12 protein-coding genes and 1 tRNA gene are annotated in these 13,788 nt (G+C 35.7%); 11 read left to right on the top strand and 2 right to left on the bottom strand.

Features of this window, described 5'->3' with window-relative positions:
* Positions 1-4: 4 nt before the first annotated feature.
* The 4 genes from porL to IL45_RS02465 all read left to right on the top strand — a co-directional run bounded on the left by porL (position 5) and on the right by IL45_RS02465 (position 4,286).
* Positions 5-664: a type IX secretion system motor protein PorL/GldL gene (porL, locus tag IL45_RS02450; RefSeq protein WP_036579933.1), complete on the top strand. Its 660-nt coding sequence runs from the start codon at positions 5-7 to the stop codon at positions 662-664.
* A gap of 50 nt (positions 665-714) precedes the next feature.
* Positions 715-2,253 carry a type IX secretion system motor protein PorM/GldM gene (porM, locus tag IL45_RS02455; RefSeq protein ID WP_036579936.1) on the top strand — a complete coding sequence of 513 codons (1,539 nt, stop codon included), beginning with the start codon at positions 715-717 and terminating at the stop codon, positions 2,251-2,253.
* Positions 2,254-2,271: 18 nt separating this feature from the next.
* Positions 2,272-3,147 carry a type IX secretion system ring subunit PorN/GldN gene (porN, locus tag IL45_RS02460; protein WP_006795966.1) on the top strand — a complete coding sequence of 292 codons (876 nt, stop codon included), beginning with the start codon at positions 2,272-2,274 and terminating at the stop codon, positions 3,145-3,147.
* Positions 3,148-3,236: 89 nt separating this feature from the next.
* Positions 3,237-4,286 (top strand): NAD(P)/FAD-dependent oxidoreductase, encoded by a 1,050-nt coding sequence (locus IL45_RS02465; RefSeq protein ID WP_036579940.1) that lies wholly within the window; start codon positions 3,237-3,239, stop codon positions 4,284-4,286.
* Positions 4,287-4,290: 4 nt separating this feature from the next.
* On the opposite strand, the gene IL45_RS02470 is transcribed toward IL45_RS02465, so the two are convergent.
* On the bottom strand, positions 4,291-4,677 hold the full coding sequence (locus IL45_RS02470) for a DUF983 domain-containing protein (protein ID WP_036579942.1): 387 nt from the start codon (positions 4,675-4,677) through the stop codon (positions 4,291-4,293).
* Positions 4,678-4,735: 58 nt separating this feature from the next.
* On the opposite strand from IL45_RS02470, the gene IL45_RS02475 reads away from it, so the two are divergent.
* The 5 genes from IL45_RS02475 to IL45_RS02495 all read left to right on the top strand — a co-directional run bounded on the left by IL45_RS02475 (position 4,736) and on the right by IL45_RS02495 (position 12,656).
* A complete protein-coding gene (locus IL45_RS02475) occupies positions 4,736-6,661 on the top strand; it encodes an ABC-F family ATP-binding cassette domain-containing protein (protein ID WP_036579945.1) in 1,926 nt (641 codons plus the stop codon).
* 80 nt (positions 6,662-6,741) lie between these two features.
* Positions 6,742-7,902, top strand: a complete 1,161-nt coding sequence (locus IL45_RS02480; protein ID WP_036579948.1) for an efflux RND transporter periplasmic adaptor subunit — start codon at positions 6,742-6,744, stop codon at positions 7,900-7,902.
* Between the two features lie 5 nt (positions 7,903-7,907).
* Entirely contained in the window at positions 7,908-11,126 is a 3,219-nt protein-coding gene (locus IL45_RS02485) for an efflux RND transporter permease subunit (protein ID WP_036579951.1), read from the top strand.
* Positions 11,116-12,480, top strand: a complete 1,365-nt coding sequence (locus tag IL45_RS02490) for a TolC family protein (RefSeq protein ID WP_036580487.1) — start codon at positions 11,116-11,118, stop codon at positions 12,478-12,480. Before IL45_RS02485 ends, IL45_RS02490 begins: the two co-directional genes overlap by 11 nt.
* Complete coding sequence (locus tag IL45_RS02495) at positions 12,477-12,656, top strand: CPXCG motif-containing cysteine-rich protein (protein WP_036579954.1); 180 nt, start codon at positions 12,477-12,479, stop codon at positions 12,654-12,656. Before IL45_RS02490 ends, IL45_RS02495 begins: the two co-directional genes overlap by 4 nt.
* 48 nt (positions 12,657-12,704) lie before the next feature.
* Here IL45_RS02495 and IL45_RS02500 read toward each other — a convergent pair whose 3' ends face one another.
* A complete protein-coding gene (locus IL45_RS02500) occupies positions 12,705-13,169 on the bottom strand; it encodes a ferritin-like domain-containing protein (protein WP_036579956.1) in 465 nt (154 codons plus the stop codon).
* A 210-nt stretch (positions 13,170-13,379) separates the two neighbouring features.
* Here IL45_RS02500 and IL45_RS02505 point away from each other — a divergent pair.
* Positions 13,380-13,452: transfer RNA gene (locus IL45_RS02505), tRNA-Met, on the top strand.
* A 76-nt stretch (positions 13,453-13,528) separates the two neighbouring features.
* On the top strand, positions 13,529-13,777 hold the full coding sequence (locus tag IL45_RS02510) for a YgjV family protein (RefSeq protein WP_036579958.1): 249 nt from the start codon (positions 13,529-13,531) through the stop codon (positions 13,775-13,777).
* Positions 13,778-13,788 lie beyond the last annotated feature (11 nt).

The following is a 13,788-nucleotide window of genomic DNA, read 5'->3' on the forward strand; positions in this document are numbered from 1 at the left end:
TAAAATGGCACAGTCTAAAACAACAAAGAAATTATTTAACATGGCTTACGGTATCGGAGCCTCAGTAGTAATCATTGGAGCATTATTTAAAATTCTTCACTGGGAACTTGATTTAGGATTTACTAAACTTACTGGTGGAACGTTACTTGCTATTGGTTTGATTACAGAAGCATTGATTTTCTTTATCTCGGCATTTGAGCCAGTGGAAGATGATTTGGATTGGTCACTTGTTTATCCAGAATTATCTGGTGGTCAAACTATCGCTAAAAAAGGAAAGAAGGAAGAGCCTCAAGATGCTCAAGGATTACTTTCTAAGAAATTAGATGAAATGCTTAAAGAAGCTAAACTTGATGGTGAATTAATGTCTAGTTTAGGAAACAGCATCCGTTCTTTTGAAGGAGCTGCAAAAGGTATCGCTCCAACAGCTGAAGCAATGTCTTCAACTAAAAAGTATTCTGAAGAAATGGCTCTTGCTGCAGCGCAAATGGAATCATTAAATAGTCTTTATAAAGTACAAGTAGAAAGTTCTACTCGTCAGGCTCAAGCTAACGAAGCAATTGCTGAAAATGCAACAAAACTTCAAGAGCAAATGGCTGGACTTACTAATAACTTGTCTTCCCTAAACGGCGTTTATGGAAACATGTTAGGTGCAATGAAAGGATAATTAGCAATAATTATAAATTAAAACAATTAATAACAGCTAATTAGAATATTATGGCAGGAGGAAAACAGTCCCCAAGGCAGAAGATGATTAACCTGATGTATCTTGTATTTATTGCGATGCTTGCATTGAATATGAGTAAGGAGGTTCTTCAAGCTTTTGGTCTGATAGAGGAAAATTTAAGTTCAAGTAATACTGCACTAGCTGCAGTAAATTCAAATTCATTAATTGATTTGAATCAAAAGGCAAAAGAAAAGCCGGCACAGTATCAAGCTGCTGCTGACCGAGCTCAACAGGTTTCTAAATTAAGTAATGACTATAATACCTATTTAGAAGGTATTAAAGAGATGCTTACATCAACTATAGAGCCTGGATCTGAGAAGGATTACCAAGTTCAGGATAAGACAGATATTCTTGATAATGCTTTCTTTCAAGGTGATAAGTTAAGTCCAGCAGGTGAAGAATTCAAAACTAAGATGGCTAGCTACAAAGCTGATATGGTTGCTGCCTTAGGTGAAGGTTATGATGATGTTAAGGCTGAATTAAATAAGAAGTTCAGTACTGGTGATGTTAAGGATCGTGAGAATATCGATCGTGAATATATGGAGTACAACTATAAAGGTTACCCTTTAATCGCTTCTAAAACTAAATTAACGTTGCTACAAAATGAGATTCGTAATATTGAGTCTGATGTAATGGGGCAGTTAGTTCAAGGTGAGCTTATTAAGATTGCTTCTATGAATAACTATAAGTCAATAGTTAATCTTGATAAAACTGCTTTCTTTAATGGTGAAACAGTTACAGGTACAGTAGTTTTAGGTCGTTATGATGATACAACTGTTCCTAATAAAGTTGTAATCAATGGTCAGGAAATACCTCAAGCAGATATCGTTAATGGTCAAATTCCATTAAAATTAGGTTCTGGTAGTGTAGGTGAAAAGAAAATCACTGGTTATATGGAATTTGTTGAAAATGATTCTATTATTAAGATTGATATTGAATCAGAGTATGCTGTGATCCCTAAGCCTAATTCTGCCACTATTTCTGCAGATAAGATGAACGTTGTTTATCGTGGTGTTGATAACCCAATGACAGTTACTTTTGCTGGTGTACCTAGTAATAAAGTTAATGCATCTGCACCTGGTTTAACTAGAAGTGGAAATGGTTATATCATGAAGCCTACATCTGGTAAAGAGGTTAAGATTACTGTAACAGGTGAATTACCTAGTGGAGAAAGAGTGTCAGATTCTGGGACTTTCCGTATCAAGGATCTTCCAAGACCTATCGGTACCATTAGTAGAGAATACATTGATGTTAAGAAGAATAGATCTAACCTTGCAGTTTCTACTGTTGGAGCAACTTTCGGTGATGATTTTGACTTTGAATTAACACCACGTGTAACAGAGTTTTTATTTAAAGTTCCTGGAGCGCCTTCTGTAAAGGTTTCTGGTACTAAATTAAATAGTGCTGCCCAAGGTAACTTGAGAAAAGCACGTAAAGGAGATATCGTACAGTTTGCTGGTATTAAGGCAACTGTTCCAGGAGTAAAGCTTAAAACAGTTACTCCAGTAGCGGTAGAGTTATTAGATTAATTATTGAAAAAAAGAGATATGAATAAGTTATTTGTTTTTGTATTGGGATTAATGTTGACTTCGTCAGCTTTTGCTCAAAACAATATACTTAATGCAAAGGATCCTAATGAGATAGGTAAGAAAACTGCCTCTCAAACGGAAAACGATAATGATACACCGTTACCTTATGGTTTTATTGGTGATCGTGACGTACTTTGGTCTAGAACTACTTGGGAAAAGATAGATCTTGATGAAAGAGTGAACTTTCCATTGTATTATCCTATTGATACTAATTATGTAGGTAAAGAGCGTCGTGCATTATTTCACGTGATTGCTGCAGCTGCAAGAAATGGGGAAATAGATCTTTATTCAGACTCTTATTTTAATGAAAAAAGAGAATTCGCAGATATTGAAACTTCACTTTCAAGAGTAGATACTTCAGACTATGGTATTGAACAATTCAATGCAGAAGGTCGTGTAGATGCTGAGTATATCACTAAAACTTCTATAGGTGCAGATAATGTATCTGCATACAATGTTAGAGGTCTTTGGTATTTAGATACACGTCAAGGTGAGATGAGATATCGTATATTAGGAATAGCGCCAGTGACTCCAGATGTTAATTTTATGGATGATCCTAAAGGAATTGAGTTGTTTTGGATTTACTATCCAGATGTACGAGAGTTATTGCATAATGCAAAAGCTTTTAATACACTAAATTCTGCTAAGCCTATATCTTTTGATCATATTTTAAACTCGAGAAGATTCAGCGGTGTTATCTATAAAATGGATAACGTACACGGTGATCGTAAAATAGAAGCCTATATAGCAGATAATTCTATGATGCAATTATTAGAATCTGAAAGACTTAAAGATATCGTTAGAAATAAGGAAATTGATATGTGGAACTATTAAGTTCTATATGTAATTGAAAAATATAAACGCCTTGCTTAGCAAGGCGTTTTTTTTGTTTAATAGATTTATTTAGGTAGTACCTTTGATTTATGAAAGATGTGATAATAGTAGGAAGTGGAATTGCAGCTTGTTCTCTTGCATGGCAATTGTATCAACAAGGTAAAAGCTTAACGTTAATTTCGGACCGTAAAAAGGGAAGTAGTTCTGTTGCAGCTGGTGTGTATAACCCAATGGTATTAAAAAGATTTACGGCTGTTTGGAACGCTGGTGTTCAACTTGAAGTTTTGAACAACATGTTTGATTATGTGTTAGAGAATACAGATGTAGATGTTCGTACACCGATTACTGTCGCACGTAGGTTTCATGATGAAAAAGAATCTTTAACATGGATTAAGAAGTCAGTTCGAGAAGATTTAAAGATGTTCATGAACTCAACAGTTCAAAAGATTGATATCAATGGAATAGAAGCTTCTTCCGGATATGGTTTAGTGAATGGAACGGGTTGGGTGGATACTATTAAGTTCATGTCGCTCACGTTATCTTTTTTTGAATCCTTAGACTCTGTTAGTCTTGAAACCTTTGATTATAGTTGTTTAGAGACGGCCCATGACTCTGTAAGTTATAAGTCTTTGAGTGCTGCTCATATTATTTTTGCAGACGGTTATCGCATACTCGATAATCCCTATTTTAATCACTTGCCTATTCAAGGTAATAAAGGAGAAGTACTTTTGATAAAAATCCCGGGCTTAGAATTAGATTATATTCTTAAATCTTCAGTTTTCTTAATGCCTTATAAAGATGATTTGTTTTGGGTAGGTGCTACCTATGATCGCGATGATCTGGTTGACGTAGCTACCTTGGCAGGAAAAGAATTTTTAACTACACGTTTAGAGCGTTTTATGAAATTACCTTACGATATTGTAGAACATAAGCACGGCATTAGACCTACAACCATTGATAGGCGTCCTTTTGTAGGTCATCACTCGATTGATGAGAATGTATGGGTGTTTAATGGTATGGGTAGTAGAGCGGTTCTTATAGCGCCGTGGGCATCGTTACAATTAATCGGTCGCATGTTTAACAATCAGTCATTACACAAAGAGATAGACATTAAAAGATTTGAGAAAGTCAATTTGTAATGTTTTACAAATTTTTTTTAGCTTTTTCTTTATCATAGTCCATAAAAATATTAATCCATATATTTCTTGAAATTCGGATTACAATAGGTAGACTAACAATTGAGATGAACGTAATTACTAGAAATATGTTCCACCTCGATAAGTTCAGTAAGAAGTAACAAATAACAAATGCAGCCATGGCTATCGCAATACCTACACCATAACTCACATACATAGAACCATAAAAAAAGCTAGGTTCTATCTTATATTTTGTATCGCAATGAGAGCATCTCTCGTGCATCTCTTGCGTTTTACTTGGATTATACAAATTTGAACTCGTGTACATCGATTCATTTTGACATACTGGACAGGTTCCTGTGAAAATACTGTATAATTTTGTTCCTTTTAGCATCAGAAAGCTTTAGTGTTTATGCGCAGTTACGCATCTTTGCAAAGATACAAAAACCACTATGCTCAATATTCACGATTTACATGTTAGTTTTGGCGGCGAGCCATTATTTGAAGAGATAACCTTTAGACTCAATGGAGGAAATCGTGTAGGGCTTATTGGAAAAAATGGAGCAGGTAAATCTACCTTATTAAAAGTAATTGCTGGAGATCTAGAATACGATCAAGGTCAACTTGCCATGGAAAAAGGTACGAGCATTGGTTTCTTGCGTCAGGATATTGATTTTGAAAAAGGCCGTACCGTACTAGAGGAAGCATATACCGCTTTCGCGAAAGCGAGAGAAATAGAAGCAGAACTGGATCAAATAAACGTCCAATTAGCAGAAAGAACTGATTATGAATCTGATTCTTACTCAAAGCTTATTGAGGACATGAGTACTTTAACTCATGAATATGAAATTATAGGTGGATATCAATACAAAGGTGAAACAGAAAAGATACTAAAGGGACTTGCTTTTAAACCAGAGCAATTTGGAATGCTTACAGATGAGCTTTCTGGTGGATGGCGCATGCGCATAGAGCTTGCAAAACTCTTACTAGAAAATCACGATATTTTATTACTTGATGAGCCTACAAATCACCTGGACATCGATTCTATTTTATGGTTAGAGCAATTCTTACAGACATATCCTGGTGCAGTGGTAATTGTAAGTCACGATAAAATGTTTCTTGATAATGTGACTAACCGTACTATTGAAATTAGTTTGGGACGTATATATGATTATCCAAAACCATATACAAAATTCCTTGCACTACGTGCTGAAATGCGCGAGCAACAAGAAGCTACATTTAAGAATCAGCAAAAAGAGATTGAACGTACTGAGAAGCTGATTCAAAAGTTTAAAGCTAAAGCAAGTAAGGCTACCATGGCTCAATCACTTGTTAAAAAGTTGAATCGCATGGATGTGGTGGAAATTGAACAAACTGATAATGCAGCGATGAACATCAACTTTGCTAAGTCTATACAGCCCGGTAAAGTGGTTTTAGAGATTGATAAAGTTAGTAAGTCTTATGGTGAAAAAAAGGTACTGAGCGAGGTCGATTTAATGATAGAAAGAGGTGCTCGTGTTGCTTTTGTAGGTCAGAACGGAATGGGGAAATCTACCCTAGCAAAAATCATAGTAGGCGAGATAAAAGATGCTAGAGGTGAAGTCAATCTTGGACACAATGTGCAGTTAGGGTACTTTGCCCAGAATCAAGCTGAATATCTAGATGGAGAAAAGACAGTCCTAGACATTATGATAGATGCTGCAGATGATGGAAATCGTGTGAAAGTGAGAGATATGCTAGGTTCATTTCTGTTCCGCGGTGATGAGGCAGAAAAAAAGGTGAAAGTATTAAGTGGTGGTGAACGCAATCGATTAGCGCTTTGTAAACTGCTATTGCAGCCATTTAATGTTCTTATTATGGATGAGCCTACTAACCACCTAGATATTCAGTCTAAGAATGTTTTGAAGGCGGCTTTGGTTAAATTTGACGGGACACTTATCGTCGTGTCGCACGATAGAGAGTTTTTACAAGGTCTTACTGATGTTGTTTATGAATTCCGTGATCATAAATTAAACCTGCATTTAGGTGATATAGACTATTATCTTCAGCAGCGCAAGGCTCAAGACATGCGTGAGATTGAAAAAGTTACTGAGGTTAAGGTTGATCCGCTTTCGCGAAAGCAAGAAACAGAAAAGAAACAGCTTTCATACGAAGATCAGAAAAAACAAAAGTCTTTAAATAATCGCCTGTCAAAAGCAGAGTCAGAAATCAATAATCTAGAACGAGAGATTAAGAAATTAGATCATGAGCTAGCAGCTAACTATGATGAACTGGCTGCAAAGCCAGGTTTTTTTGATGCTTACCAAGCAAAAAAGAAAGCATTAGACGAATGGATGACAAAATGGGAAGACATCTCTGAACAGCTCGATAAATTCTAAATACCTTTAAGTAAATTTTAACCTCTTAAGAATAGACCTTGAGTAGTTTTACAAGTCTAAGTACCAACTAAAACTATTCTATGCGCAAAATTATATTAGGTATACTTGCATTGCTGATCATTGGCGGAGCAATTTATGCATCAAAAGTCATTGTTGATAGTAAAACAGCACCTAAGCCTCGAGTGAAAAAAGAGGTTAAAATTATTACCACAGATACCATTACAAATTCTACCGTATCGATAGTAATACCAGCAAATGGAAATTTACAGGCAAAACGTCGCGTTGAACTGTTTGCAGAGGTTACAGGTGTTTTTAAGCCTACTGGTATTTTGTTTAAAACAGGTCAAGAGTATCGTGCTGGTCAAAATATGATCATCATAGAAAATTCAGAATTTTATGCACAGGTACAAAGTTCACGTAGTAATCTCAATAATCAGATTACGGCTATAATGCCTGACTTAAGGTTAGACTATCCATCATCATATGCGCAATGGCAGTCTTATCTCGATTCATGGGATATGAATACAACTACACCAGCGTTACCGCAGCCCATTGATGATAAAGAAAAATACTTCATTACTGGCCGCAATATTTATACTACTTACTACAATATCAAGAATCTTGAAAGCAGATTAGGAAAGTATAGAATTAGGGCTCCTTTTAACGGTGTTCTCACCGAAGCAATGGTTACTGAAGGTACTTTGATAAGAAGTGGTCAGCAATTAGGAGAGTTCATTCAAACAGGTACTTACGAACTTCAAGTAGCTATCAGTTCTGAGTTTGCAGGTTTCTTAAAAGTAGGTGAGTCTGTAGAACTTAAGAATATCTCTGATGCTAAAGTCTACACAGGTAAAGTCTCTCGTATTAATGGTAAGGTAGATCAGGCTTCTCAAACCATTACTACTGTTATTGAGGTTAAAGATGATAATCTTAAAGAAGGTATGTATTTAACGGCTAACCTAGATGCTCAGAAAATCGAAAATGCGATTGAGATTAATAGAAGTTTATTACAAAATGAAAATCAATTGTTTGCAGTAGAAGATGGGGAATTAGTTTTGAAAACGATTCAGCCGGTGCACTTTTCTGATAAAAAAGTAGTTGTTAAAGGCCTTGAAAATGGAACTGTAATTATTACCCAATCTGTTCCTGGTGCTTATGAAGGGATGATTGTGAAGACAGAAGAGCAAGCAGCTCAAGAAAAAGCAAATCAGACTGAAACAGATCAATCAGCCATTAAATAAGACACATGAGAAAAGTTATAGCTTACTTTATAAAGCATAGTGTCGCGGTAAATGTGATTGTTGTTGGGTTTGTGATTTTCGGAATTTTTGGGATGCTGTCTCTTAAATCATCTTTCTTTCCACTTACTGATTCAAAAATTATTAATATTAATGCGACGTATCCAGGTGCATCGCCACAAGAGATTGAAGAAGGTGTTGTTCTAAAAATAGAAGATAACCTAAAAGGAATCGAAGGTATTGATCGTGTGACATCTGCGTCTAGAGAAAATTCTGGTTCTATAACTGTTGAGATTCTTAAAGGATATAATATCGATTTTATGCTTCTTGAGGTTAAGAATGCGGTAGATCGTGTGTCTTCTTTCCCAGTAGGAATGGAGCCATTAGTCGTGTCTAAGCAAGAGCAATCCAGGCCTACTATTTCATTTGCGTTGAGTGGTGAAAATGTGCCTCTTTACACGTTAAAGCAACTCGCTAGAGATATTGAAAATGATCTTAGAGGTATTGATGGTATATCACAAATTGCGATATCAGGTTATCCTAATGAAGAGATAGAAATTGCCGTTAATGAAAATACCTTGTTAGGTTATGATATCAGTTTTGAAGAAATATCAAATGCTGTGGCTAGTTCAAACATTCTTACGACTGGTGGAAATATAAAAACGGACCGAGAAGAATATTTGATAAGAGCAAATAGTAGATCATATTATGGTAATGAGTTAAGTTACATTCCAGTTAAAACGCTGGCAGATGGAACAAGCGTGCTTTTAAAAGATGTTGCAATAATTAGAGATCGTTTTTCTGAAACACCTAATGCTACCTATTATGATAATAAACTAGCTGTAAATATTACCGTGACTAGTACAAATTCTGAAGATTTAATTGACGCTGCAGATAAGGTTAAGGCATATATTGAAGATTACAATCAGCGATTTACAAACGTTCAATTAGATGTCGTTAGGGATTTATCGGTTACTTTAAATCAACGTACAGCTTTATTAACAGAGAATGCTGTAGTGGGAATGCTTCTAGTATTAATCTTTCTTTCTATTTTTCTTAATACTCGATTAGCATTTTGGGTAGCTTTTGGGTTGCCAATAGCTTTTTTAGGAATGTTCATTTTTGCTGGTCAATTTGACGTTACTATTAATGTATTATCTCTATTTGGGATGATCATCGTTATCGGGATACTGGTTGATGATGGTATCGTAATAGCAGAAAATATTTATCAACACTATGAAGACGGTAAGTCACCAGTGCAAGCGGCTATTGACGGTACAATGGAGGTAATTCCGCCTATTTTAAGTGCTATTATAACGACATTACTCGCGTTCTCTACATTCCTGTTTCTAGAAGGTAGGATAGGAGACATATTTGGTGAGGTTTCAGTAATCGTAATATTGACATTATTAGTATCACTAATAGAAGCGCTTATTATTTTGCCAGCCCATTTAGCACATTCTAAAGCCTTACAGCCTAAGAACGATCAACCTAAAAAAGGTATCGCTAGAGTATTTCAAAAAATGCGTATTGTTAATGATTATGGTGATAAAGCTATGAACTGGATGCGTGATAAATTGTACGCTCCAGTGCTACGCTTTTCACTCGCAAATAAATTTTTCACTTTTGCACTGTTCATCGCAGCACTAATATTGACTTTTGGGTCTATGAGTGGTGGTATTATTAAAACAGCATTTTTCCCTAGAATTTCTAGTGATCAAGTAAGTATCAATCTATCCATGCCTAATGGGACTTCAGAGTTTATAACAGATTCTATTATCAATTCTATTGAAAAAAAGGCATTAATAGTAAATGAACAATTGACAGAAGAATACTTAAAAGGTGAAGAGTACGGCGATTCTATCATGTTATTTGAAAACATTATAAAGTCACAAACGTCCTCATCTGCCGCTAGTCTTTCTATTAACTTATTACCAGGTGAAAGTAGACCAGAAGAAGTGAATTCTGAAATTGTCGCAAATCGTTTAAGGGAATTAGTTGGTGAGATTCCAGGAGCAGAAACTTTAACTTTTGGGTCCGGTGGTAACTTTGGTGGTAGTCCAGTTGCTGTTTCTTTACTCAGTAATGACATTAAAGAACTTAAAGCAGCTACTGCAGAGTTCAAGCAGATTTTAAGTAATAATCCGTTACTTAAGGATATCGAGGATAATGATCCTGCAGGAATCAAAGAAATAAATTTAGAACTTAAAGAAACTGCTTATTCACTAGGCCTTACAACTAGGACGGTAATGGCGCAGGTTAGGTCTGCGTTTTTTGGTACAGAGGCACAGCGTTTTCAACGTGGTCAGGATGAGATAAGAGTTTGGGTACGTTATGATCGTGATAATCGTAATAGTATTAAAGACCTTGATGAATTTAGAGTTTTAACGCCATCTGGTGATAGAGTGCCGCTTAGAGATATCGCTAGTTATACCATCGAGAGAGGTGATGTGGTCATTAATCACCTAGAAGGTAGAAGAGAAGTCCTTATCAGTGCAGATCTTAAAGATCCATCTGGTAGTGCGACAGATATACTAGCTAATATTAGGTCTGAGATTATTCCAGAATTACAAAAAAAGTATCCTACCATTTCACCTAATTATTTAAGTGGACAGGCGCGCGAGGCAGATAAATTCTCGCAAAGTGCTGCCGTTGCAGGTCCGATAATTTTATTACTTATTTATTTTGTGATTGCCTTTACATTCCGCAGTTGGATACAGCCAGTGATGCTTATATTATTAATTCCATTTAGCTTTGTGGCAGTAGGTTGGGGACACTGGATACATGGTTTTCCAGTAAATATCTTGTCTCTTCTAGGTATTATCGCTTTAATAGGTATTATGGTTAATGATGGTCTCGTACTTATAGGTAAGTTTAATTCTCTCCTTGCTGACGGATTAGGGTTTGATGAAGCTCTTTTTGAAGCAGGTAAAAGCCGTTTCAGAGCTATATTTTTAACTTCTATTACTACAATTGCAGGTTTAGCACCTTTACTATTAGAAAAAAGTAGGCAAGCACAGTTTTTAAAACCTATGGCGATATCCATCTCTTATGGAATCGGTATGGCTACTGTACTAACTTTACTTATGCTGCCATTATTCCTCAGTTTTGGAAATAATGGAAAAGCCGCAATTTATTGGTTGCGTACTGGTAAAAAAGCTGTAAAAAGAGATTTAACAAGTGTTGCAAAAGAACAAGAAGAACAAAAGCATTATGATGAAGCATAAAATATTATATGGTCTTATTGCTTTGGTGTATCTCGCTTTCGCGAAAGCGTATGCACAACAGCCCGATGCATCATTATTAACACGAGAGCAAGCTGTTGAGCTCATGTTAGAAAATAATTACGGAATCCAGATAGCAAGAAATTCAGAAATCATAGCCGAAAATAATACCAGTATCTTGAACTCAGGTTATTTGCCTAGTCTTCAAGGAACCGCAGGCGCCTCTATTGATGAGAATGATTCTAAAACAGACTTTAATGGCGCGCTAGATGTTAACGGCCTACCACGAGATGATATAGAAATCAATAATGCGCAAACTACACAGTATAATGCGGGACTATCTTTAAATTACACTTTATTTGATGGATTGGGTAGGTTGTATAATTATAAACGGCTTAAAGAGCAATATCAATTAAGCCAATTACAAGCTAGGTCTACTATAGAGACTACTACTGTTCAATTGATGAGTGTTTATTTAGAGATTGCAAGATTAACCGAGAATGAAAAGATTTTTCAAGAGAATCTGAAAATCTCAAAACAGCGTGAAAAACGTGCACAATATCAATTTGATTATGGTCAGGTTAATAAATTAGAGGTTCTTAACGCACGAGTAGACATTAACGCAGATAGTATCAACCTTTTAAATTCTAGACAACAATTACGCAATACTAAACGTGATTTAAACCTATTATTAAACCGCGATCTGGATAGTCAATATGTGGTCGATACGACGGTGACTTTTCAAAATATCTTAATGATGGATAGCTTTTTAGAGAAAGTTCAAGAGAATAATGTCAGTCTGCTACAGGCAGAAAGTACGTTACAGATAAGTGATTATGATATTAAAACAACTAAGGCGCTTTTGCTGCCACGTATAGGCCTGACGGGTTCTTATGGGTGGAATCAATCAGAAAACCCACCGACAGCATTTTTTCCTTCTACTACCAGAACTAGTGCGAGTATAGCTGTAGGAGCAAATTTGACTTGGGATATTTTTGACGGTGGTTCCTCTTTAAATAATTTGCGTAATGCAAAGATTGCTTATAAGAATGAGGCTTTATTTAAAAGTCAATTAGAACAAGAAGTAGCGCGTGATATTGCAAATGCAAAAGGGAATTATGAGAATGCGCTTGCCATATATCAAATGCAAGAGCAAAATGTACTTACTAATGAAGATAATTTTAACCGCAGTCAAGAACAATTCAAAATAGGTCAAGTCAGTAGTGTAGAATTTAGACAAGCGCAACTTAACCTATTGAACGCGGTAACAATTAAGAACCTAGCAAAGTATGATGCAAAGCTTGCAGAGTATCAATTATTACAACTAGTAGGGCAAATTTTGAATATGCCTTTATGATAGAACATTTTTTCATGTGTCCACATTGCTGGCAAGAAATATCTATGCTTTTAGATTCTGCATACTCTCAAACTTATGTAGAGGACTGTGAAGTGTGTTGTAATCCTATTGAGTTACAGGTAGGATTTGATGACGGAGAATTAACTTCTTTTGAAGCTAGAGAAATAGGTCAATAAAAAAAAGCGGTTTTACACCGCTTTTTTTTTATTGACTATTCTTTTTGATTACAGATTGTGATCATCTGCAATATCTTCTAATCGTTTAATTGTGTTTACAGTAGATTGTATCTCATCTTTCTGTGCCTCTAGTATAGATACTACGGTAGGTGGTAACTCAGATTTATGTTCTAATACCGTCGTATATTCTTCTATCGCTTTTTTTTCACCAGTGATACATTCTTCTAAAATTGATTCGTCCTTATTTAAACTTAGTGCAGCTTTTAGATTCATCCATCCACGATGCATATCACCTTTAAAACTTCCATCGAGTTCGGGATCTTGGTTCATCGCTTTTAACTCTTTAGTTAAAGACGCAGCATAATGTGTTCTTCTTGCTCCTTGCTCTGCAAACCATCTTTTAAGCTGTACATGCTCCGTAATTTCCGCTGCATTTGCGTATCCGCGTTGGGCATCATAGGTTTTTTCAAGTAAATCGTTTAAATATTTCTCTGTTTGGACTGTAATTTTCATATTGATTTTTTTATTTAAGATACTATATAAGAGCTGCTTAAGTTCTTAATATCACCTCAATTGAGAAGAGCTTAACATGATTTATAAATATCTTAAGGTTTCTACTTGTGAGAACTCTAAATTAGATGTATATTTGCCATCCATAAAAACGGATAGTTTGTCGAGCTTATTACTCGAAGGTTGAGAGCCAAGAACAACGAAACGTTATATCGCGGGATAGAGCAGTAGGTAGCTCGTCGGGCTCATAACCCGAAGGTCACTGGTTCGAGTCCAGTTCCCGCTACTAAGCAAAAGCCGATTCATTTGAATCGGCTTTTTTGTTTCTTTCAAACTACCTTTGTCTCTTTAAAATTATTTCCATGGACATTACTCTTACAGAATTCATAGGCTATGCCGCTAGCGCCGTTTTGTTATTTTCTTTTACTCGCAAGGATTTGAAGAAACTACGTTGGTTCAACTCTTTAGGCTGCTTACTTTTTGTAATCTATGGTTTCATGCTAGATAGTATACCGGTGTTAATTACTAATCTTGCCATCATTGCCATTAATGCTTATTATCTTTTCTTTAAAAAAGAAGATACATCTGTAACAGGCGATATAGATAATTAAAGGTTGATTTC

Source organism: Nonlabens ulvanivorans (genome assembly GCF_000732625.1).
Lineage (GTDB): Bacteria > Bacteroidota > Bacteroidia > Flavobacteriales > Flavobacteriaceae > Nonlabens > Nonlabens ulvanivorans.

What these genes read in the sequence shown, in the direction of transcription:
- porL (WP_036579933.1), top strand. Translation starts at nt 5, where the DNA reads ATGGCACAGTCTAAAACAACAAAGAAATTATTTAACATGGCTTACGGT.
- porM (WP_036579936.1), top strand. Translation starts at nt 715, where the DNA reads ATGGCAGGAGGAAAACAGTCCCCAAGGCAGAAGATGATTAACCTGATG.
- porN (WP_006795966.1), top strand. Translation starts at nt 2,272, where the DNA reads ATGAATAAGTTATTTGTTTTTGTATTGGGATTAATGTTGACTTCGTCA.
- IL45_RS02465 (WP_036579940.1), top strand. Translation starts at nt 3,237, where the DNA reads ATGAAAGATGTGATAATAGTAGGAAGTGGAATTGCAGCTTGTTCTCTT.
- IL45_RS02470 (WP_036579942.1), bottom strand. Translation starts at nt 4,677, where the DNA reads ATGCTAAAAGGAACAAAATTATACAGTATTTTCACAGGAACCTGTCCA.
- IL45_RS02475 (WP_036579945.1), top strand. Translation starts at nt 4,736, where the DNA reads ATGCTCAATATTCACGATTTACATGTTAGTTTTGGCGGCGAGCCATTA.
- IL45_RS02480 (WP_036579948.1), top strand. Translation starts at nt 6,742, where the DNA reads ATGCGCAAAATTATATTAGGTATACTTGCATTGCTGATCATTGGCGGA.
- IL45_RS02485 (WP_036579951.1), top strand. Translation starts at nt 7,908, where the DNA reads ATGAGAAAAGTTATAGCTTACTTTATAAAGCATAGTGTCGCGGTAAAT.
- IL45_RS02490 (WP_036580487.1), top strand. Translation starts at nt 11,116, where the DNA reads ATGAAGCATAAAATATTATATGGTCTTATTGCTTTGGTGTATCTCGCT.
- IL45_RS02495 (WP_036579954.1), top strand. Translation starts at nt 12,477, where the DNA reads ATGATAGAACATTTTTTCATGTGTCCACATTGCTGGCAAGAAATATCT.
- IL45_RS02500 (WP_036579956.1), bottom strand. Translation starts at nt 13,169, where the DNA reads ATGAAAATTACAGTCCAAACAGAGAAATATTTAAACGATTTACTTGAA.
- IL45_RS02510 (WP_036579958.1), top strand. Translation starts at nt 13,529, where the DNA reads ATGGACATTACTCTTACAGAATTCATAGGCTATGCCGCTAGCGCCGTT.